This window comes from Micromonospora sp. WMMD723, assembly GCF_049863385.1.
Classification (GTDB): Bacteria; Actinomycetota; Actinomycetes; order Mycobacteriales; family Micromonosporaceae; genus Micromonospora; species Micromonospora wenchangensis.
In genome coordinates, this window is record NZ_JBMKNR010000001.1 from 2,436,240 (window position 1) to 2,456,406 (window position 20,167).

Annotated in this window: 19 protein-coding genes; 12 read left to right on the plus strand and 7 right to left on the minus strand. The window is 72.7% G+C overall.

What is annotated here, in order from left to right; all coding sequences use genetic code 11:
• Nucleotide 1: 1 nt before the first annotated feature.
• The 7 genes from nuoI to ACN261_RS11105 all read left to right on the plus strand — a co-directional run bounded on the left by nuoI (nucleotide 2) and on the right by ACN261_RS11105 (nucleotide 8,091).
• Nucleotides 2-640, plus strand: a complete 639-nt coding sequence (nuoI, locus tag ACN261_RS11075; protein WP_088646151.1) for an NADH-quinone oxidoreductase subunit NuoI — start codon at nucleotides 2-4, stop codon at nucleotides 638-640.
• A complete protein-coding gene (locus tag ACN261_RS11080) occupies nucleotides 637-1,407 on the plus strand; it encodes an NADH-quinone oxidoreductase subunit J (RefSeq protein ID WP_088646150.1) in 771 nt (256 codons plus the stop codon). The genes nuoI and ACN261_RS11080 overlap by 4 nt, the downstream gene beginning before the upstream one ends.
• Before the next feature lie 55 nt (nucleotides 1,408-1,462).
• Entirely contained in the window at nucleotides 1,463-1,762 is a 300-nt protein-coding gene (gene nuoK / locus ACN261_RS11085; RefSeq protein WP_067300503.1) for an NADH-quinone oxidoreductase subunit NuoK, read from the plus strand.
• Between the two features lie 12 nt (nucleotides 1,763-1,774).
• On the plus strand, nucleotides 1,775-3,733 hold the full coding sequence (nuoL, locus tag ACN261_RS11090; protein ID WP_145917471.1) for an NADH-quinone oxidoreductase subunit L: 1,959 nt from the start codon (nucleotides 1,775-1,777) through the stop codon (nucleotides 3,731-3,733).
• Between the two features lie 64 nt (nucleotides 3,734-3,797).
• Nucleotides 3,798-5,330, plus strand: a complete 1,533-nt coding sequence (locus ACN261_RS11095; RefSeq protein WP_421485105.1) for an NADH-quinone oxidoreductase subunit M — start codon at nucleotides 3,798-3,800, stop codon at nucleotides 5,328-5,330.
• Nucleotides 5,331-5,364: 34 nt separating this feature from the next.
• On the plus strand, nucleotides 5,365-6,918 hold the full coding sequence (gene nuoN / locus ACN261_RS11100; protein ID WP_204925777.1) for an NADH-quinone oxidoreductase subunit NuoN: 1,554 nt from the start codon (nucleotides 5,365-5,367) through the stop codon (nucleotides 6,916-6,918).
• Nucleotides 6,919-7,008: 90 nt separating this feature from the next.
• Nucleotides 7,009-8,091 (plus strand): polyprenyl synthetase family protein, encoded by a 1,083-nt coding sequence (locus tag ACN261_RS11105; protein WP_421485106.1) that lies wholly within the window; start codon nucleotides 7,009-7,011, stop codon nucleotides 8,089-8,091.
• Between the two features lie 27 nt (nucleotides 8,092-8,118).
• Here ACN261_RS11105 and ACN261_RS11110 read toward each other — a convergent pair whose 3' ends face one another.
• Entirely contained in the window at nucleotides 8,119-9,300 is a 1,182-nt protein-coding gene (locus ACN261_RS11110) for an MFS transporter (RefSeq protein ID WP_425849872.1), read from the minus strand.
• Between the two features lie 158 nt (nucleotides 9,301-9,458).
• On the opposite strand from ACN261_RS11110, the gene ACN261_RS11115 reads away from it, so the two are divergent.
• Entirely contained in the window at nucleotides 9,459-10,241 is a 783-nt protein-coding gene (locus tag ACN261_RS11115) for an IclR family transcriptional regulator (RefSeq protein WP_088646144.1), read from the plus strand.
• Between the two features lie 93 nt (nucleotides 10,242-10,334).
• Here ACN261_RS11115 and ACN261_RS11120 read toward each other — a convergent pair whose 3' ends face one another.
• Complete coding sequence (locus ACN261_RS11120) at nucleotides 10,335-12,461, minus strand: PhoX family protein (RefSeq protein ID WP_425849874.1); 2,127 nt, start codon at nucleotides 12,459-12,461, stop codon at nucleotides 10,335-10,337.
• Nucleotides 12,462-12,698: 237 nt separating this feature from the next.
• Between ACN261_RS11120 and ACN261_RS11125 the strand changes: the two genes are divergently transcribed.
• Nucleotides 12,699-13,193, plus strand: coding sequence for a sigma-70 family RNA polymerase sigma factor (locus ACN261_RS11125; RefSeq protein WP_245854939.1), 495 nt, complete (start codon nucleotides 12,699-12,701; stop codon nucleotides 13,191-13,193).
• Complete coding sequence (locus ACN261_RS11130) at nucleotides 13,190-13,891, plus strand: anti-sigma factor family protein (protein ID WP_425849877.1); 702 nt, start codon at nucleotides 13,190-13,192, stop codon at nucleotides 13,889-13,891. The genes ACN261_RS11125 and ACN261_RS11130 overlap by 4 nt, the downstream gene beginning before the upstream one ends.
• Nucleotides 13,892-13,921: 30 nt before the next feature.
• Here the strand turns inward: ACN261_RS11130 and rarD are convergent, their stop codons facing one another.
• From rarD to eccE, 4 genes are all read right to left on the minus strand, one after another.
• Nucleotides 13,922-14,845, minus strand: coding sequence for an EamA family transporter RarD (gene rarD / locus ACN261_RS11135; RefSeq protein ID WP_421485110.1), 924 nt, complete (start codon nucleotides 14,843-14,845; stop codon nucleotides 13,922-13,924).
• A gap of 52 nt (nucleotides 14,846-14,897) precedes the next feature.
• Nucleotides 14,898-15,332 (minus strand): GNAT family N-acetyltransferase, encoded by a 435-nt coding sequence (locus ACN261_RS11140; protein ID WP_421485111.1) that lies wholly within the window; start codon nucleotides 15,330-15,332, stop codon nucleotides 14,898-14,900.
• 148 nt (nucleotides 15,333-15,480) lie between these two features.
• Nucleotides 15,481-15,867, minus strand: coding sequence for a phage holin family protein (locus tag ACN261_RS11145; protein WP_425849879.1), 387 nt, complete (start codon nucleotides 15,865-15,867; stop codon nucleotides 15,481-15,483).
• A 55-nt stretch (nucleotides 15,868-15,922) separates the two neighbouring features.
• Nucleotides 15,923-17,704 (minus strand): type VII secretion protein EccE, encoded by a 1,782-nt coding sequence (eccE, locus tag ACN261_RS11150; protein WP_421485113.1) that lies wholly within the window; start codon nucleotides 17,702-17,704, stop codon nucleotides 15,923-15,925.
• Nucleotides 17,705-18,013: 309 nt separating this feature from the next.
• Here eccE and ACN261_RS11155 point away from each other — a divergent pair, with 309 nt between their 5' ends.
• The gene (locus ACN261_RS11155) at nucleotides 18,014-18,331 is read left to right on the plus strand and encodes a WXG100 family type VII secretion target (RefSeq protein ID WP_421485114.1); all 318 of its coding nucleotides are present in this window, start codon (nucleotides 18,014-18,016) and stop codon (nucleotides 18,329-18,331) included.
• A 26-nt stretch (nucleotides 18,332-18,357) separates the two neighbouring features.
• On the plus strand, nucleotides 18,358-18,651 hold the full coding sequence (locus ACN261_RS11160; protein WP_088646135.1) for a WXG100 family type VII secretion target: 294 nt from the start codon (nucleotides 18,358-18,360) through the stop codon (nucleotides 18,649-18,651).
• 152 nt (nucleotides 18,652-18,803) lie between these two features.
• On the opposite strand, the gene mycP is transcribed toward ACN261_RS11160, so the two are convergent.
• On the minus strand, nucleotides 18,804-20,024 hold the full coding sequence (gene mycP, locus ACN261_RS11165) for a type VII secretion-associated serine protease mycosin (protein WP_421485115.1): 1,221 nt from the start codon (nucleotides 20,022-20,024) through the stop codon (nucleotides 18,804-18,806).
• Nucleotides 20,025-20,167: the final 143 nt, after the last annotated feature.

The following is a 20,167-nucleotide window of genomic DNA, read 5'->3' on the forward strand; positions in this document are numbered from 1 at the left end:
CGTGGGCGCGATCACCGGAACGTTCAAGGGCTTCGGGGTCACCTTCTCGCACATGTTCAGGAAGGTCGTCACCACCGACTACCCGTTCAAGCCGCCGGTTTCGGCGCCGCGCTACCACGGGCGGCACATCCTCAACCGGCACCCGGACGGCCTGGAGAAGTGCATCGGCTGCGAGCTGTGCGCCTGGGCCTGCCCGGCGGACGCGATCTACGTCGAGGGTGGCGACAACACCGACGAGCAGCGCTTCTCGCCGGGCGAGCGGTACGCCAGCGTCTACCAGATCAACTACGCCCGGTGCATCTTCTGCGGGCTCTGCATCGAGGCCTGCCCGACCCGTTCGCTGACCATGAGCAACGAGTACGAGCTGGCCCGGGACAACCGGCAGGACCTGATCTTCACCAAGGAGCAGTTGCTCGCTCCGCTGCTCGAAGGCATGGAGCAGCCGCCGCACCCGATGCGGCTCGGTGACAGCGAGAAGGACTACTACGTCGGCGCGCTGACCAACCCGGGCACCTCGGCCGGTGCCGAGCAGTCGCCGATGGGGCCCGGCCGCTACCAGGTCGAGGAGCACCCCGGGGTGACCTTCCCGGGTGCCGAGCAGGCGGCCCAGCGGGCGGCGGGCAAGGGAGCCGGAGCATGAACACGTCCACGGTGCTCGCCGCGGCGGGCCAGGTGTCCGGGGGTGAGGAGGTCACCTTCTGGATCCTCGCCCCGTTGGCGCTGATCGGCGCGATCGGCATGGTCTGGGCGCGCAACGCGGTGCACTCGGCGCTGTTCCTGGTGCTCACCATGCTCTGCCTGGGCGTGTTCTACGTGCTCCAGGCCGGGCCGTTCATCGGCATGGTGCAGATCATCGTCTACACCGGCGCGATCATGATGCTGTTCCTGTTCGTGCTGATGCTGGTCGGCCGGGACGCCTCCGACTCGTTGATCGAGACGCTGCGCGGCCAGCGGGTCGCCGCGGTGGTGCTCGGACTCGGCTTCGCCGGGCTGGTCGGCACCGGCCTGTACCGGGCGCTGAACGGGGTCACCGCCGTCGGCCTGGACCAGGCCAACGCGGAGGGCAACGTGCAGGGCATCGCCCGGCTGCTGTTCACCAAGTACGTCCTGGCCTTCGAGCTGACCTCCGCGCTGCTGATCACGGCGGCGATCGGGGCGATGGTGCTGGCGCACATCGAGCGGCGCAAGGAAGACAAGATGGACCAGGTCGCCACGATGAAGGCCCGGTTCCGCCCCGGCAACTACCCCGGCCCGAAGCCCGGTCCGGGCGTCTTCGCCACCTCCTCCTCGGTGGCCACCCCGGCCCGGCTGCCCGACGGCCGGCTGACCGACCGCAGCACCCCGGCGATCCTGCCGCAGCGGGAGCTGACCGCCGAGGAAACCACCCTGAAGGGGACGGAACGGTGAGCGCGAGGAGTGCAGCGAAGCGGAGCCCCGCAGTCGCGAACGAAAGGTCGGTCCGGTGACCCCCGACTACTACCTGATCCTGGCCGCGGTGCTGTTCACCGTCGGCGCGGTCGGCGTGCTGGTGCGGCGCAACGCGATCGTGCTGTTCATGTGCGTCGAGCTGATGCTCAACGCGGCCAACCTGACGCTGGTCACCTTCAGCCGGATCAACGGTGACCTCAACGGACAGATCATGGCGTTCTTCGTGATGGTGGTGGCGGCGGCCGAGGTCGTGGTCGGGCTCGCGATCATCATGTCGATCTTCCGGACCCGGCGCTCCGCGAGCGTCGACGACGCCAACCTGCTGAAGTACTAAAGGGGCCCTGCGGTGGATGAGATTCTGACGTACGCCCAGGCAGAGCCGGCCGGCGCCGTCACCTACGCGGCGGCGGACGGGCTGCTGAGCAGCGTCTGGCTGCTGGTGGCGATCCCGTTGGCGAGCGCGGCGATCCTGCTGCTGCTCGGCCGGCGGGCCGACCGCTGGGGGCACTGGCTGGGCGTGGCCGCGATCGGCGCCGCGTTCGTGCTGGGGCTCACCTCGTTCTTCCAGCTGCGCGGGCTGGAGAACAAGTCCGTCGAGCTGAGCCTCTGGGACTTCATTACGGTCGGTGACCTGCGGGTGGACTTCGGTCTGCTCTTCGACCCGCTGGCCGCGGTCTTCGTCCTGCTGATCACCGGGGTGGGTTTCCTGATCCACCTCTACGCGGTCGAGTACATGGCGCACGACGAGGGCCGGCGACGGTTCTTCGCGTACTTCAACCTCTTCGTCGCCGCGATGCTGCTGCTGGTGCTCGGCAACAACTACGTGATGCTCTACTTCGGCTGGGAGGGCGTCGGTCTGGCGTCGTACCTGCTGATCTCCTTCTGGTACGGGCGGCCGAGCGCGGCCACCGCCGGCAAGAAGGCGTTCCTGATGAACCGGGTCGGCGACGCCGGCCTGGCGATCGGCATCTTCATCCTGTTCGCCACCCTCGGCACCACCCAGTACGACGAGGTCTTCTCCTCCGTCGGTGGGCTGGCCAGCGGCACGGTGCTGGTGCTGGGTCTGCTGCTGCTGCTCGGCGCGGCCGGCAAGTCCGGTCAGTTCCCGCTCCAGGCGTGGCTGCCGGACGCGATGGAGGGCCCGACCCCGGTGTCGGCCCTCATCCACGCCGCCACCATGGTCACCGCGGGCGTCTACCTGATCGCCCGGTCCAACCCGATCTTCTCGGCCAACGAGACGCTCCAGCTCGTGGTGGTCAGCGTCGGCGCGCTCACCCTGCTGATGGGCTGCGTCATCGGCGCGGCCAAGGACGACATCAAGCGGGTGCTGGCCTGGTCGACGGTCAGCCAGATCGGCTACATGTTCCTCGGCGTCGGCCTCGGCGGCGCGGCGTACGCGCTGGCCATCGTGCACCTGCTGGCGCACGGCTTCTTCAAGGCCAACATGTTCCTCGGCGCCGGCTCGGTGATGCACGGCATGAACGACCAGGTGGACATCCGCCGCTTCGGCGGGCTGTCGAAGTACATGAAGATCACCTGGATCACCTTCATGATGGGCTGGCTCGCCATCATCGGCATGTTCCCGTTCTCCGGCTTCTTCTCCAAGGAGCCGATCATCGTGGCCGCGTTCGAGCGGGAGGGCTGGACGGCCTGGCTGTTCGGCGGGGCGGCGCTGCTCGGCGCGGGGCTGACCGCCTTCTACATGACCCGGTTGTTCGTGCTGACCTTCCACGGCCCGAAGCGGTGGACCGAGGACATCGAGCACCCGCACGAGTCGCCGAAGCTGATGACCATCCCGCTGATCCTGCTGGCGATCGGCTCGGTCGGTGCCGGTTTCCTGCTCGCCACCTCCGTCCCGGACTGGCTGACCGCCACCGCCGGGCTGGGCGGCGAGCACGCCGAGCACGCGGCGGTGCTGCCACACTGGCTGCTGACCGCGCTGTCGCTGGTGGTGACGGTGCTCGGTGCCGGGCTGGCCTGGGCGCTGTTCCGCAACGGCACGGCCACCGCGCCGCAGCCCGCCGGGGTGCTGGTCACCGCCGCCCGGCGCAACCTCTACACGGACGCCTTCAACGAGGTGGTCTTCGAGAAGCCGGGCATCTTCCTCACCCGGGCGCTGGTCTTCCTGGACAACCGGGGCGTCGACGGCCTGGTCAACGGCCTGGCCGCCGGGGTCGGCGGCGGGTCGGGTCGGCTCCGGCGGTGGCAGACCGGCTTCGTCCGGTCGTACGCGACCTCGATCCTGACCGGCGCGCTGCTCGTGGTGGCGGCGTTCCTGGCGGTGCAGGCGGGGTGGCTGGCGTGATCGACCTCAAGGCGACCGCCCCCGCCGGCGGACCCCGCATCCACGACGGAGATAAGGCCGCATAATGTCCAACTTCCCGTTCCTCTCGGTGCTGACCGTGGCACCGCTGGTCGGCGCCCTGGTCGTGGCCTTCCTGCCACGTCGCCGGCCCGACCTGGCCAAGCAGGTGGCGTTCGGCTGGTCGCTGCTGGTGCTGGCGCTGTCGGTGGTGATGTGGGTTTCCTTCCAGGCCGACGGTGACCGGCTCCAGTTCCGCGAGTCGTACCCGTGGATCCCCACCTGGGACGTCAACTTCACCTTCGCCGTCGACGGCATCGCGCTGGTCATGCTGATGCTGATCGCGGTGCTGGTGCCGCTGGTGATCCTGGCGTCCTGGCACGACGCCGACGCGTCGAAGCGCTCGGTGCCGGCCTACTTCGCCCTGCTGCTCGTCCTCGAATCCACGATGATCGGCGTCTTCGCCGCCGCCGACGTCTTCCTGTTCTACGTGTTCTTCGAGGTCATGCTGGTGCCGATGTACTTCCTGATCGGCAGCTACGGCGGCCACCAGCGGCAGTACGCGGCGGTGAAGTTCTTCCTGTACTCGCTGGTCGGTGGGCTGTTCATGCTGGCCGCGGTGATCGGCCTGTGGGTGGTCGGTGGGAAGACCTTCGACTGGCAGACGCTGACCCAGGTGGACATCTCCACCGGCACGGAGCGCTGGCTGTTCCTCGGGTTCTTCCTCGCCTTCGCGATCAAGGCGCCGTTCTTCCCGTTCCACACCTGGCTGCCGGACGCCGGTCGGGCCGCCCCGGCGGGTGCCGCCGCGCTGCTGGTCGGCGTGCTGGACAAGGTCGGCACGTTCGGCATCCTGCGGTACTGCCTGCCGCTGTTCCCGGAGGCGTCGAAGTGGTTCGCCCCCTGGGCGCTGGCACTGGGGCTGATCGGCATCCTGTACGCCGCGTTGCTGGCCGTCGGCCAGTCCGACCTGAAGCGGCTGGTGTCGTACACCTCGATCGCGCACTTCGGGTTCATCGGGGTCGGTATCTTCGCCTTCACCACCCAGGCGGGTACCGGCGCGGTGCTCTACATGCTCAACCACGGGCTCGCCACCGGCCTGCTGTTCCTGGTCGTCGGGATGCTCATCGCCCGCCGGGGATCGTCGCTGATCTCCGACTTCGGCGGGGCGGGCAAGCTGGTCCCGCTGCTGGCCGGGGTGCTCTTCTTCGCCGGTCTGGCCTCGCTGGCGCTGCCCGGCACCGCGCCGTTCGTCTCCGAGTTCCTGGTGCTGATCGGCACCTTCACGGTGAACAAGCCGGTCGCGGTGATCGCCACGCTGGGCATCATCCTGGCGGCGGCGTACGTGCTGTGGATGGTGCAGCGCACCACCCAGGGCACGCTCAACCCGGAGTTGACCGAGGTCAAGGCGATGCACCGCGACCTCACCCTGCGCGAGAAGGCAGTGGTCGCTCCGCTGATCGCCCTGATCGTGCTGCTCGGCTTCTACCCCAAGCCGGTCACCGATGTGATCAACCCCGCCGTCCAGGCGACCATGCAGGACGTCGGCAAGACCGATCCCGCCCCTGAGGTCGGCAGCGTCCAGGAGGCTGCGAAGTGAGCGCCGCAGTCGCGAACGAAAGGCGGCATCCGCAGTGACCGAACTCAAGTTGCCGTCGATCGACTACGCGGCGATCGCCCCGATCCTGATCATGTTGGGGGTCGCCCTGCTCGGTGTCCTGGTGGAGGCGTTCGTGCCGCGCCGCCGCCGGCACCTGGTGCAGCTCTCGCTGTCCCTGCTGGCGGTGCTCGCCGCGCTGGTGATGGTGGTGCTCAGCGCCGACGTCCGGCGGGTCACGGCGGGCGGCGCGCTGGCGGTGGACGGCCCCACCCTCTTCCTCCAGGGCACCATCCTGGTGCTCGCCGCGATGGCGCTGCTGCTGATCGGTGAGCGGTCGGTGGAGCGCGGCGGTGCGTTCGTCGCCCAGGCGGCGGTGACCGCCGAGTCGGCCGACGACCGGCAGCAGGCCGAGGGGCGCAACGGGGCGACCGAGGTCTACCCGCTGACCAGTTTCGCGATCGGCGGCATGCTGATCTTCGTGGCGGCGAACGACCTGCTGACCATGTTCATCGCGCTGGAGGTCTTCTCCCTGCCGCTCTACCTGCTCTGCGCGCTGGCCCGTCGCCGGCGGCTGCTGAGCCAGGAGGCGGCGATGAAGTACTTCCTGCTCGGCGCGTACGCCTCGGCGTTCTTCCTGTTCGGCGTGGCCCTGGTGTACGGCTTCACCGCCGGCATCCCGGGCCGTTCGGCAGGCGTCGACTTCGCCACCGTGCACGCCGCGGTGAACGAGTCCCCGGCCAGCGAGGTGCTGCTGTTCGCCGGGATGGCGCTGATCGCCATCGGCCTGCTGTTCAAGGCCGCCGCCGCCCCGTTCCACGTCTGGACCCCGGACGTCTACCAGGGCGCGCCCACCCCGGTAACCGGCTTCATGGCGGCCTGCACGAAGGTGGCCGCGTTCGGTGCCCTGCTGCGGGTCTTCCACGTGGCGTTCGACCAGGCGGCCTGGGACTTCACCCCGGTCCTCGGGGTGGTGGCGGTGCTCACCATGCTGATCGGCGCGGTGCTGGCGGTCACCCAGACGGACATCAAGCGGCTGCTGGCGTACTCGTCGATCGCCAACGCCGGCTACCTGCTCGTCGGGGTGCTCGCCCCGACCGGCGCGGGCGTCTCCGGCACGATGTTCTACCTGGCCGCGTACGGCTTCTCGGTGCTCGCCGCGTTCGCCGTGGTGACCCTGGTCCGGGACGCCGACGGGGAGGCCACCCACCTGTCCCGCTGGGCCGGGCTGGGCCGCCGCTCGCCGTTCTACGCCGGGGTCTTCACCTTCATCCTGCTGGCCTTCGCCGGTATCCCGTTGACCAGCGGCTTCATGAGCAAGTTCGCGGTCTTCGGTCCGGCGCTGGAGAGCGGACACGCCTGGCTGGTGGTGGCCGGTGTGCTGACCAGCATGGTGCTGGCCTTCCCGTACCTGCGGGTCGTGGTGATGATGTGGCTCTCCGAGCCGGGCGAGAGCACCCCGACCGTCGCGGTGCCGGGCGGGTTGACCGCCACCGCGCTGATGATCGGGGTGGCCGCCACCCTGATCCTCGGCGTGCTGCCGGCTCCCCTGCTCGACCTGGCGACGGACGCCGCAGCATTCGTCAGGTGATCCGTTCCGTTCGGCCGTGGGGCCGGTGCGCTCAGGCGTGCCGGCCCCACGGCCGTATCCCCCGGCCGGAGCAGGTCGAACGGGTGTGGCATGGTTGATGGCGTGGTGATTCCGACGGGGGAGCGTTCAGGTGCCGTCGGCTCCGGTGGTCGTCGGGGCCGGGCGGGCACGGGTCAGGTGGGTGCGCTCGGTGTGCACCTGGCCGATCCGCGGGTCGAGGCGTCCGTGCTGGGCCTGCTGGACGACGTCGAGGTGGAGCTGCGGGCCAGCGTCTCCAGCGCCGACCCGCTCGTCAGCGAGGCGGCCCGGCACCTCGTCGAGGCGGGCGGCAAGCGGTTCCGGCCGTTGCTGGTGGCGCTGGGCGCGCAGTTCGGCGACCCGGCGGGCCCGCAGGTGGTGCCGGCGGCCGTGGTGATGGAACTCACCCACCTCGCCACCCTCTACCACGACGACGTGATGGACGAGGCCGCCGTGCGGCGGGGAGCGCCCAGCGCGAACTCCCGCTGGACCAACTCGGTGGCCATCCTGGTCGGCGACTACCTCTTCGCGCGGGCCGCCGACATCGCCGCTGACCTCGGCCCGGAGGCGGTACGGCTCCAGGCGCGCACCTTCGCCCGGCTCGTGCACGGGCAGATCGCCGAGACCGTCGGCCCCCGCACGGAGGACCCGGTCGACCACTACCTGCGGGTGATCGCCGACAAGACGGGCTCCCTGATCGCCACCTCGGCCCGGTTCGGCGGCATGTTCGGTGGGGCGGCCGGGGAGCACACCGAGGCCCTCGCCGGCTACGGCGAGACCATCGGGGTGGCCTTCCAACTCTCCGACGACCTGCTCGACATCGCCTCCGAGTCGATGCAGTCGGGCAAGACACCCGGCACCGACCTGCGGGAGGGGGTGCCGACCCTGCCGGTGCTCTACGCACTGGCCGGCGACGACTCCGACGCGGCCTCGGTGCGGCTGCGGGAGATCCTGGCCACCGGCCCGCTGGTCGACGACGCGCTGCACACCGAGGCGCTCGGCCTGCTCCGGGAGTCCCCGGCGCTCAAGCGGGCCCGGGAGACCGTCCGCAGCTACGCCGAGGACGCCCGCGCCCGGTTGACGCCGCTGCCCCGGATTCCGGCCCGGCAGGCGCTGGAGTCGCTCTGCGACTACATCGCCGACCGCACCAGCTGAACCCCGCGCCACCCGGGTCCGGTCCGCTCAGGCCGTTGCGGAGCGGCGCAGCAACCTGCTGCCGGTGAGCATGAGGACGGCGGCGAGGAGCATGGCGACCCCGGCGGTCAGCCACATCACCGGGTAGCCGCCGGCCGTGGCGAGCGCACCGAGGCCGAGCGGGCCGAGGCAGCCGCCGGCGTACACCCCGGTCTGGGTGATCGAGGTGGCGGCGGCCGGGGCCTGCGGGTGCAGCCGGACCACCGCGAAGTTCAGCAGGCCGGGCCACGCCCAGCCCAACCCGAAGCCGAGCACCACGCCGACGGTCAGCGGCACCGCCCCGGTCACCGCCAGCAGCCCCAACCCGACGGCCCCGAGCACCAGCATCACGGCGATCAGCGCGACGTGACCGGTGTCCCGCCGGTCGGCCAGCCAGCCGACGCCGATCCGGGCGGCCACGCAGACCGCGCCGCCCAGGGTGAGCACGAGTCCGGCCGGGCCGGGGGCGAGGCCCCGGTGCACCGACGAGTCGACCACGAAGGTGCCCAGCGCGTTGGCTGCGCCCGCCGCGAGGGTGGCGGCCACGCCGACCACCACCAGCGCCGTGGTGGCCCCACCGCCGCGTTCCGCCGCGCGCTCGCGTACCGGTCCGGCCGGCTGCGGGGGTACGGCCGGTAGCGCGGCCAACGCGGCCCCGGCGGCGGCCACGAACGCCCAGCGCCAGCCGGCGGTGAGGGCGATCGCCGGTACCGCCGCCCCGGCCAGCAGGGTGGACGCGGGGATGGCGGCCTGTTTCACCCCGAACGACAGGCCCTGCCGCCGGGCGGGCACGTGCCGGGCCAGCGCGGCGTTGCTGGCGAGCTGACCGAGCGCGTTGGCGGCGGCGCTGAGCGCGAGCAGGCCGACCAGGACCGGGTACGAGCGGGCCAGTCCGGCGATGGCGAGCAGACAGCCGGCGGCGAGTCCGACGGCGGCGCGGGCCACCACGGCCGGGCCGACCCGCTCCACCAGCCGGCCCGACGGCACCGCGGCGAGCGCGCTGACGCCGAAGTAGACCGACACGGCCAGGCCCAGTCCGGCGGGGGAGAAGCCGAGGTCGTCGCCCATCTGCACGGCGAGCCCGCCGACCAGGAAGACCGGCAGGACGCTGGCGATGGTGGTGGCGACCGCCCCGCTGCCGGCCCGCAGGGGGCGTACGGCCGGCGTACGGCTGAGGGCGGTGTCGGTCATCGTGGGCCCAACCTACGCGAGTCGTGTTCCTGACAACGCTCGGCGTGTCGCCTGGGAACCCGCCGTATACCGCCTGATCTGGCATCCTCCACCCGAACGGGCGTTCCGTCTTGGCCGGGTTTTTCATATGGTGTAAGTCCCCGGCTGCGGAGGTGGTTGTGCGTGACCCCCTGGCGGAACCTTCGGATCTGATCCGAAGTGTGTCCCGCGCGCTACGCGTGCTCGAGTCGGTCGGTCGTGCCCCGAAGGGCCTGACCGTCAAGCAGATCGCCCGGCGCTGCGAGCTGACCGTCGCCACCACGTACCACCTGGTGCGCACCCTGGCCTACGAGGGTTACGTGATCCGGCGGGAGGACGGCACCTACATCGTCGGACTGGAGATCGCCGACCGGTACCGGGAACTGGTCACCGCGTTCCGGGGCCCGGCCGCCGTCGGCGAGTCGCTGCGGCGGGCCGCCGTCGACACCGGCTGGAGCCACTACCTGGGTCGGTTCGTCGGCGGCCAGGTGGCGGTCACCGCCGTCGCCGAGGGGGCCCGCTCGCCGTACCTGGAGGACATGGTCCCCGGCTTCGACGAGGGCGCGCACGCCACCGCCCTGGGCAAGGCGCTGCTGGCCACCCTCACCACCGAGCAGCGCCTGCGCTACCTGCGCGACTACGGCATGCGGCCGTTCACCACCGCCACCCTGACCAGCCCCGAGGCGTTCGAGGCGGATCTGGCCGCCGGCGACCGGCGGGGCATGCAGTTGGAGCTGGGGCAGTTCCGGCAGGGGGTGGCGTGCGCCGCCGTCCTGGTCACCCCGGACAAGGACATGGAACGGCGGGTGGTGCTGGCCTGCGCCCTGCCCGCCAGCGAGATGATGACCTCCGCCCGGGTGGTCCGCGCCAAGCTGCTCACCGCCGCCCGCGCGGTCGCCGACGGCATCGCCGCCGACCTCTGACAGCCCGGCGTACGGGCGAAGGCCCCCTCCCGGACCGAAGCGGGAGAGGGCCTTCGCGGCCGGCCCGGCGGGGGCCGACCCGGGACGGGCGCGTCAGCTGCCGATCGGGCCGCCGTCGAGCCGCCAGGTGACCACCACGCCCGGCTTGGCGTAGTCGCCGTCCGGCCAGGTCGACGCCGGCTTCTCCACCGACGCGCCGGTGATCTCACCGGGGTGCTGCACGGCGACGAACACCGACCGGTTGTCGCCGGTGATGAACGGCCCGCAGGTCTCCGCACCCAGCGGCACGGTGAGGAACTGCTTCAGGTGCCCCCGCTCCGGTCCCTCGACGGCGGTGGCGAACAGGCCGTCGTTGCTGCCCAACGCGTTGCCGTCGGTGGAGATCCAGAGGTTGCCGGTGGCGTCGAAGGCGACGTTGTCCGGGCAGGAGATCGGCGACACCTTCGTCTTGTCGTACCCGGCGAAGTAGGTCGACGGGTCGGCCGGGTCACCGGCGACGATCGGCAGCGACCAGGTGAAGGACTCGGCCGTGTTGTCGCCCCGGTCCTCGACCAGTTCCAGGATCTGCCCGTGCTTGTTGAGGTTGCGCGGGTTGATCTCGTCGGCCGCCGGCTTGCCGGCCTTGCCCCGGTCGGAGTTGTTGGTCAGCGCCACGTACACCTTGCCGGTGAGCAGGCTCGGCTCGACGTCCTCCGGCCGGTCCATCTTCGTCGCGCCGACCTTGTCCCCGGCGAGCCGGGTGAAGGTGAGCACGTCGGCGGCGGTCATCCCGTCGACGTACGAGCGGTTGCCGCTGACCAGCCTGATCCACCGGCCGGTGCCGTTGAACGCGCCGTCGGCGGGCAGCCTGCCCGAGCCGTCGATCTCGGCGGCGCTGGTCTGGGCGAACTGCGCCACGTAGAGGGTGCCCGACTCCAGCAGGGTCAGGTTGTTCTTGCGGGCCACCCAGGAGTCGCCAGGCATGAACTTCTTGTCGGAGACGAACTTGTAGAGGTAGTCGAAGCGCTCGTCGTCACCCATGTACGCGACCACCCGCTTGTCGCGGGCCACGATGACGTTGGCGCCCTCGTGCTTGAACCGGCCCAGCGCGGTGTGCTTGCGCGGGCGGCTCTCCGGGTCGAACGGGTCGATCTCGACGATCCACCCGAACCGGTGCGCCTCGTTGGGGTGCTTCGCCAGGTCGAACCGCTCGTCGGCCCGCTCCCACTTCCGGCTGCCGCTGGGGTGGCGGGCGGCGGTGGTGATGCCGTACCTGTCGAACTTCGGCTTCAGCTCGGCGGGCGCGGCGTCGGCGCCGACGAAGTACTGGTTGAAGTTCTCCTCGCCGGAGAGCACCGTCCCCCACGGGGTGACCCCACCGGCGCAGTTGTTCAGGGTGCCGACCACCGTGCGGCCCTTCGGGTCGGCGGCGGTACGCAGCCACGCCGAGCCGGCGGCCGGGCCGGTCAGCTCGAACTTCGTGGCCAGCGCGGTGACCCGTCGGTTGTACGGCCGCCGGCCCTGGCCCACCGCCCGCCACTGCCCGGTGCCGTCGACCCGCTCCAGCTCCACCACGGACATGCCGTGCGCGGCCATCGCGGTGCGCAGCTGCTCGACGGTGAGGTTGTCCAGGCCGGTGAAGCCGGGGAACATCAGGTCCTCGTTGGTGTACTCGTGGTTGACCACGAGCAGCGCCCGCCTGCCCCGCCGGTCCAGCGGCAGCACCCCGACGAAGTCGTTGTTGTAGCCGAACTGCTTGGCCTGGGCGGCGGCGGTCTGCCCGTGCAGGTCGAACCGGGGCGCACCGGGCAGCACGGGGTCACCCCAGCGGATGACCACGTGGTGGTCGTACCCGTTGGGGACGACCAGGGTGTCGAGCTGGTTCGGCGGGATCGGCTTGAAGGTCAGCGCGCCGTTGCCGACGCCGCGCTGCGGCGCGGTCGGGTCGGCCACCTCCGGCACCACCGGGGTGGCCGGCGCGGCGGCGGCGGGGACGGCCCCGGCCAGCGCACCGGCGGCGGCACCGCCGAAGCCGAGCACCAGCGCGCCCACCGCACCCGCCCGGACCACGCCCCGCCGGGTCACCTCCCCCTCGACCAGGTCGCCGAAGTAGGTGTTGTCGGAGGTGTTGGGTACCGGATGGTCGCAGGCGTTGCCGCAGCGGTACAGGCAGGTCATCGCATCGCGGCTGCCGTGCCGGGTGGTGCCGAGCAGCGGGAGCAGCCGGGGGCGGTCGCTCATGGAAGAAAGCCTCCTGGAAGCAGGTCGGTGGCACGCCGTTGTCACCTGCGCGACGTGCGTACCGGCCGGACGCTGCCAGGACGGGGTGAGCGGCCACCGGACTCGGTGTGAACCGGATGTGAACAGCAGTCACCGCTGAACCGTTCGGGGTCACGGCGCGTAATAACCGGCGGACACGTTCGCCGGACCCGTCGGGCGGGAAGCGAGGGGATCACCATCAGCGACCACGACGCCCAACTGCTGCGCGCCCTGCACGACGAGCACGCCGAGGCGCTCTACGCGCACGCGCTGCGGCTGGTCAACGGGGACCGCACCCGGGCCGAGGACCTGGTGCAGGAGACCCTGCTGCGGGCCTGGCGGCACCCCGAGTCGCTGGACCCGCGTCGCGGCTCGGTCCGTGCGTGGCTCTTCACGACCGCCCGCAACCTGGCGATCGACGCCTGGCGGCGACGGTCGACCCGAGTCGGCGAGGTGTTCACCGACGACCTTCCCGAGCCGCCCGAGACGGTGGACGAAGCGGAGCGCGCGGTGGAGGCCTGGACCATCGCCGAGGCGCTGAGCCGGCTCAGCCCCACCCACCGGGAGGTGCTGGTCGAGTGCTTCTACCAGGGCCGTTCGGTGGCCGAGGCGGCGGCCCGGCTGGGGGTGCCACCGGGGACGGTCAAGTCCCGCACCCACTACGCGTTGCGTTCACTACGGTTGGCCCTGGCCGAGATGGGGGTGACCGGATGACCCGCTGCGAGTTCGCACACGACGACGGCGCGTACGTGCTGGGTGCGCTCGCCCCCGCCGACCGGGCCGCCTACGAGCGGCACCTGGGCGGGTGCGCGGCGTGCCGGGACGCGGTGGCCGAGATCGCCGTGCTGCCGGGTCTGCTGGGCCGGCTCGACCCGACCACGCTGGAGGAGTTCCTTCCGCCACCGCCCGAGGTCAGCCGGGTGCCCGACCTGATCGCCACCGCCCGGGACCGTCGCCGTCGGGAGCGGACCCGCAGCCGCCGACGGTACGCGCTGACCGCCCTCGTCGCCGCCGGGTTCGCCCTGGTGCTGGGCGTCGCCGGGGCGTCCGCCCTGCGTCCGGCCCCGACGCCCACGCCGACCACCCAGGCGGTACGGATGGTGTCGATGGCGCCGGTCGCGGCCAAGACCCCGGCGGTGCACGCCGAGATCGGGCTGAGCGGCACCAAGTGGGGCACCGAGGTCACCATGCACTGCGGGTACGACGCGACGGCCGGCTACGGCAAGGCGTACACGTTCCGGCTGGTGGCCCGGGGGCCGGACGACGCGACGGAGCAGATCGCCTCCTGGCTGGCCGCCCCCGGCGACGACGTGAACCTGCGCGGGGCGACCCGGTTCACCGACGCCGAACTGGTCCGCCTCGAACTGCTGCGCGCCGACGGGACGCTGGTGCTCAGCTACGACGTCCGCTGATCCCCGTAGGCCGCGCGGCGGTCGGGTGGTTCAGTGCACGGTGGCGGGCAGCGGATCGGCGGCGCGGGCGGCGGCCCGGGTGCGTCGACCGTTGCGCAGCGCGTCCAGGCTGAAGATCACCAGGGCCAGCCAGACCAGGGTGAAGCCGGCCAGCCGGGCCGGCGGCATCGGCTCGTGGAAGATCAGCACGCCGCAGCCGAGCTGGAGGACGGGGGCCACGTACTGGAGCATGCCGAGCGCGGTCAGCGGCAGCCGGTTGGCCGCGCCCGCGAACAGCAGCAGCGGGACGGCCGTCACCGCCCCGGCCGCCACCAGCAGCGCGGTGTGCCCGGCCGAGACCTCGCCGAACGTCGACCCACCCCGGCTCACCAACCAGCCCAGGTAGCCCAGGGCGGGCAGCGCCAGCACGGCCGACTCGACGAACAGCCCCTCCGCCGCCGGCAGCCCGAGCCGCTTCTTGGTCAACCCGTAGCCGGCGAAGCTGGCCGCCAGGATCAACGCCAGGTAGGGCAGCCGGCCGTAGTCGACGGTGAGCACCGCGACCGCCGCCGCTCCCACCCCGAGCGCCACCCACTGTGCCGGGCGCAGCCGCTCCCGCAGCACCAGCACCCCGAGCAGCACCGACACCAGCGGGTTGATGAAGTAGCCGAGGGCGGTCTCCACCACCCGGGCGGAGTTCACCCCGTAGATGTAGGTGCCCCAGTTCACCGCGATCAGCGCCGCCGCGACGACGATCCCGGCCAGCGTCCGGGGGCGGCGGGCCAGCGACCGCAGGAAGCCGACGTTGCGCAGGGCGGCGAGCAGCAGCGCGACGAACACCACCGACCAGATGATCCGGTGGGCGAGGATCTCCAACGGCCCGGCCGGCCGGAGCAGCTTGAGGTAGATCGGGATGAAACCCCAGAGCAGGTACGCGCCGAAGCCGTACAGGTAGCCGAGCCGTAGCGGAGTCACGATCCCACCGTAAGGGGTACGGCCGGATCGGGCTCCTTTCCGGTGAGCGGGGTCACCGCTGGTGCACCCACTCCATCCACCGCGCCGGGGACGCCGGGGTGAAGCCCAGCTTCGCGTACACCCCGTGGGCGTCGGCGGTCGACAGCGCGATCCGGCGTACGCCGTACCCGGCGAGATGGTCGCGGATCGAGCCGGCCAGCCAGGTGCCCAGGCCGCGCCCCCGCGCCTGCGGGTCGACGTAGAGGTCGCAGAGCCAGCCGAAGGTGGCCCGGTCGGTGACCACCCGGGCGATCGCGACCTGCCCGCCGTCCTGCGGTCGGTAGACGCCGTACGGGGTCGAGCCGGCGAGGGCCCGCTCCGTCGTCTCCCGGCTGCGCCCCAGCGCCCAGTAGGCGTCGGTGGAGAGCCAGTGGTGCACCCGGTCCCGGTCGATGCGCTCCGGGTCGGTGTCGAGCTGCCAGCCGTCGGGATGGGTCAACGAGAACACCCCGCCACGCTAACCCCGTCCGGTGGCCGTCCCGCCAGCCAATTCCCGCCCGGTGGCCGTCCCGCCGACCAGTGCCCGTCCGGTGGCCGCCCCGGCGGGGCGACGCCGGCCGGCCACCGCCCCGCGGGAGCGGCGGCCGGCCACCGGTTCAGTCGCGGTCGAGGATCGCCCCGAGGACCCAGGTCACGATGCCCACCAGAAGCGCGCCCAGCACCGCCTCGGGCCAGAACCCGTCCACGTGGAACGGCAGGTCCGCCTGCCCGGCGATCCAGCTGGTGAGCAGGAACAGCAGCCCGTTGACGACCAGGGCGATCAGCCCGAGGGTGAGCAGGTAGAAGCCGCAGCCGACGGTCTTGATGACCGGCTGGAGCACGGCGTTGACCACGCCGAAGATCACCGAGACCAGCACCAGGGTGACGATCGCCTCGCCGGCCGAGCCGGTGTCGAGCGTGATGCCGGGGATGAGCAGCGTCGCCAGCCAGAACGCCACCACCGTGGAGCCCAGCCGGATCAGAAGACCCTTCAGAAAATCCATGGCCGGGATCGTGTCACGTGCCGTCCAGCCAGGGAAACCACGGTGACCCGTGCGGTCAGCGCCGGCCGGGCCGACCGACCAGTTGCGACTCGATCGGGGTGGGCGAGAGCAGCGCCCAGCGCAGCGCCCGCCGGTTGACCACCGCGACCATGTCGTCCCGGATGCGGGTCAACCACTCCGCCGCACCGCCCAGCCCCAGCGCGGTGCCCGCCAGGGCGGCCTCCGACGGGTCGAGGGGTTGCAGCACCGCCAGGTCGGCCCGGCCGAGGGTGTCGACGTCCGCCGGGGTCAACCCGTCCCGGACCACCAGGGTGGACACCCACCCCGCCCCGGGCGGCGGCTCGCCGGCAGCCGTACCCGCGTCGGCCACCACCAGCAGCGGGCGCAGCGGGGAGCCGGTGACGCCGACCGCCCGCCCGCTCGGCACCACCACCACCCCGCCCTGCTGCCCGCCGACCCCGCGTACGAACGGCTCCCAGGCGCGTGGCCGACCGGTCTGCACCAGCACCCCGGCCCCCAGCGCCAACGCCCGCAGCACCAGCAACTGGGCCGCCGCCAGCCCGCCTACCAGCACCAACCGGGTGCCCTCGGCGCGGAACAACCGGACCGTCACCGCGCCGCCCTGCCGGTTGGCCCCCACCATCAGCCCCGCCCCGCCGAGGGTCAGCTCCGGCGGCTCGACCCCCGGCGTGGCCACCCCGGGCGCCGCCAACGGCAACGTGGCGGCCAGGCCGGGCAACTGCGCCCCGTCGAGTCGACGCAGCTCACCACCGGCGTCGGCGACGAGCCGGGACAACCCCTCGGCGGCGTGTTCCAGCGCGACCGGGGTGGTGGCGGCCAGCCGTACCGTCAGGCACGTCGCCGGTGCGGCGTCGCCGACGCGCGGGCCGGCCCCGACCGCGACGGTGGTGGCGGTCGCCGGCAGGGCCAGCAGTCGGGACACCAGGCGGCGACCCGGATCGACCCGGGCGTCCGGCCAGCGGACCAACCGGAAGGTGGCCTGGTGCTGGTCGCCGGTGCACAACCTCGACCAGCTCTCGCGCACCGGCCGGTCGGGGTCGTGATGGGCGAGTTCGGCCAGCACCCGCAGCGCGGCGTGCCCGCCCAGCGGACGGGCCGGCAGTGGCCCCACCCGGCGGACGATCCGCCGCACCGTGCCGGCCAGCGCCCGACGCAGGTCCGCGTCGGACCAGCCGGGTGCCCGCAGCACCCGGACGGCGAGCAGGGCCCGCTCCTGACCCGGCACCCGCCCCTCGGTCAACTGCCGGTACGACGTGCCGGCCGCGCCACCGGCCGCCGCCGGGGCCGGCACGGCGTGCAGCAGCACCTGCACCCGCACCGGCGGCTGCTCCGGCCCGGCCGGCGGGAGCAGCGTGCCGGGCGCCGGCAACGGGTGGGACCGGTCACCGAGCAGATCGCCCGGGTCGCCCAGGTCGAGCAGGACGGCCAGCCCGGTGGCGTCGTCGACCACCCCCGCCGGCCCGTCGGCCAACTCCACGCCGGCCAGCGCGGCGTCGGGAAGCAGCAGGCCCAGGAGTGCCTCCGGGGCGGTGCCGGCGGGCAGGGCGTGCCGGCGGGTGAGGAACCCGACGGCGGTGCCCCACCAGTCGAACAGCCACCGCCCGTGCCAGCGCCCCCAGCCGAGACCGGCCAGGACCACCGCACCGACCGCGGCGAGCACCGTGGGCACCGGCCCGCGACCGTACGCGGCCACCGGTAACGCGAGCGCGACCTGCGTGGCGACGACCTGACCGGGGTGTACGGCGGTGCCGGGGCGGTGCCGGGGCGGGCCCTGGGTGGCCCGCCGGAGCGGTCGGTCGGTCGTGCTCGCCGTCACCGCGTCTCCTCCGTGTGCCCGCCCGTCACCGGCTGTCGGGTGCCCCGCCAGGATTCTCCGGCCGAGACCGGAACGCGACGGGAGCGTGACCCATCGTAGTGGTCGGCTGACCCGGTGGGGGTCCCGTCCGCCCGGCGTCGGATGGGTTGTCCACAGGGGAGGTGGGCGGGGTAGCACAACGGCGACGGTACGACTACCGTCAGCGACTGATTCGCCGACCAGGTCCGTCCGGTCCCATACCGACGGACGGCGCGTCCGTGGTGGACGGCCGGCGGTCGGCCCCGACCGGGGAGACGAGGTGACGTCCGGGTGTCCCAGACCCAGGCAGAAGCGGCGGTGATGCACCACACCGCCACCAGGTTCGAGCAGGTGGACCAGTCGTTGCAGGCCATGCTGACCGGCCTGATGGCCGAGCTGGAAGTGTTGCAGCAGGCCTGGCGGGGTGCCGGTGGGCGCTCCTTCGAGCAGGTCAAACAGCAGTGGGGGCGGGACCAGGCCGCGCTGCAACGGGCGCTGCGGGAGACCGCGACGGCCATCCGCACCGCCGGCCGCCAGTACGACGCCTCGGACACCGAGGCCGCCGGCCGGGTCGCCGGCACCAGTCGCGGCATCCAACTGCCGCTCTAACCAGAACCCCGGGGAGGAACGATCCGATGGACCACGGTGTGCTGGTCGTCAACTTCGCCGCGCTGCACCAGGCGGGCGCGGACATCCAGAAGGCACTGAACACCCTCGACGCGCAGCTCGGCCAGCTCGAACGGGACGCCGCCCCGCTGGTCGCCGGCTGGGACGGCGAGGCCCGCCGGGCGTACGAGCAGCGGCAGGCGCGGTGGCGCTCCGCATCGCAGGATCTCCAGGCGATGCTGCGGGACATCAAGCTCGCCGTGGACGACTCCGCCGCCGACTACCTCGACACGGAGAAGCGCAACACCGGCCTGTTCCAGTGAACGGGCCGTCCGGCGGATCTCCGGCGGCCCTGGCGGCTCCGGTGGCTCCGGTGGCCCTGGTGGCTCCGGCGGCCCTGGCGGCTCCGCGAGGGTGACGCTGCCGGCGGTTCCCCGGCGGTGACGCCCGGCCGGCCGACGGTCGGGCGTCACCGTCAGGCCGGGCCGGCCGGGTGCCAGCGACGGCGGACGCCCCGGGGAAGCACCACGGCCAGCAGCACCGCCACCACCACCGTCCCGCCGACAGCCGTGGCGACCAGCAACGCCCGCTGCCGGGCCGCCGCCCGCCGCTGCCCCCGCGCCAGCGACGCCGGGTCGGCCTGCGGCACCGGCAGGACCGTCGTCGGGCGGGCGACCGGCCGGGGAGCACCACCGGTCTCCACCACCGCCCGGTACGGGTTGAGCACGCCGGCACCGTAACCGCCCTCCCGGCCACCCGGTGCCGGATCGGTGGTGCCGACGATCCGGCGGGTCACCTCGGCGGCGCTCAGGTCCGGCCGGTACTGCCGCAGCAGGGCGGCGGTGCCCGCCACGAACGGGGCGGCGTAACTGGTGCCCTCGGCCCGCCGGTGACCCTGCCCCGGCGCGGCCATCAGCACGTCGCCGCCCGGCGCGACCAGATCGACGTACGGGCCGACCTGGGAGAACGAGGCGCGCACACCGTCCGGGGTGACCGCGCCGACGCCGAGCACCCCGTCGTACGCCGCCGGATAGGGCAGCGGGTCCCCGCCGTCGTGCAGGTTGCCGGCGGCGGCCACCACCACCACGTCCCGCCGCAGCGCGTAGTCGATCGCCTCGCGTACGGCGGGATTGTCGGCGTACAGGACGACGGAGAGGTTGAGCACGTCGGCGTCGTGGTCCACCGCCCACCGCACCGCCTGGGCGAAACCGGCGGCGCTGACCGTACGCCCCGACTCCCGCCCCTCGACGACCTGCTGCTCGCTCACCCGTACCGGCAGGATGCGGGCGTCGGGTGCGAGCCCCCGGAAGGCCACCCCGGAGCCCTCCCCGGCGGCGATGATGCTGGCCACCCCGGTACCGTGACCGGCGCAGTCCCGGGTGCCGTCACCGCCCGGGTCGAGGAAGTCCGCGCCGTCGAGGACCCGCCCCCGCAGTTGGGGGTGCCGTCTGTCGACGCCCGAGTCGACCACCGCCACGGTGACGCCGGAACCGGTGGCCAGCGGGGTGAGCCGCTGCGGGGCGTACCGTCGCTGGGGCCACGGGGCGGCGGCGACCGGACGGGCCGGCGCGGGCGACGTGGCGCAGCCGGGGGCGGCGCGGGCCGGGGTGACCGACGCCACGACGGCCGCCGGTGGTACGGCGAGCAGGGCTGCTGCCAGGGTGACGAACGGTCGTCGGCTGCCGGATCGGGACATCGACCGCCTCCGTATCGTGTCGACTCCGCAACGGGATGTTAGCGCCCGGTCCGCTACCAGGCCGCCCGGCCGGTGACCGACTTATCGTGATCTTGTTTTCACCTTGTAGGTTGTACGCGACGCCTGTGGCCTGATCCGGGAGG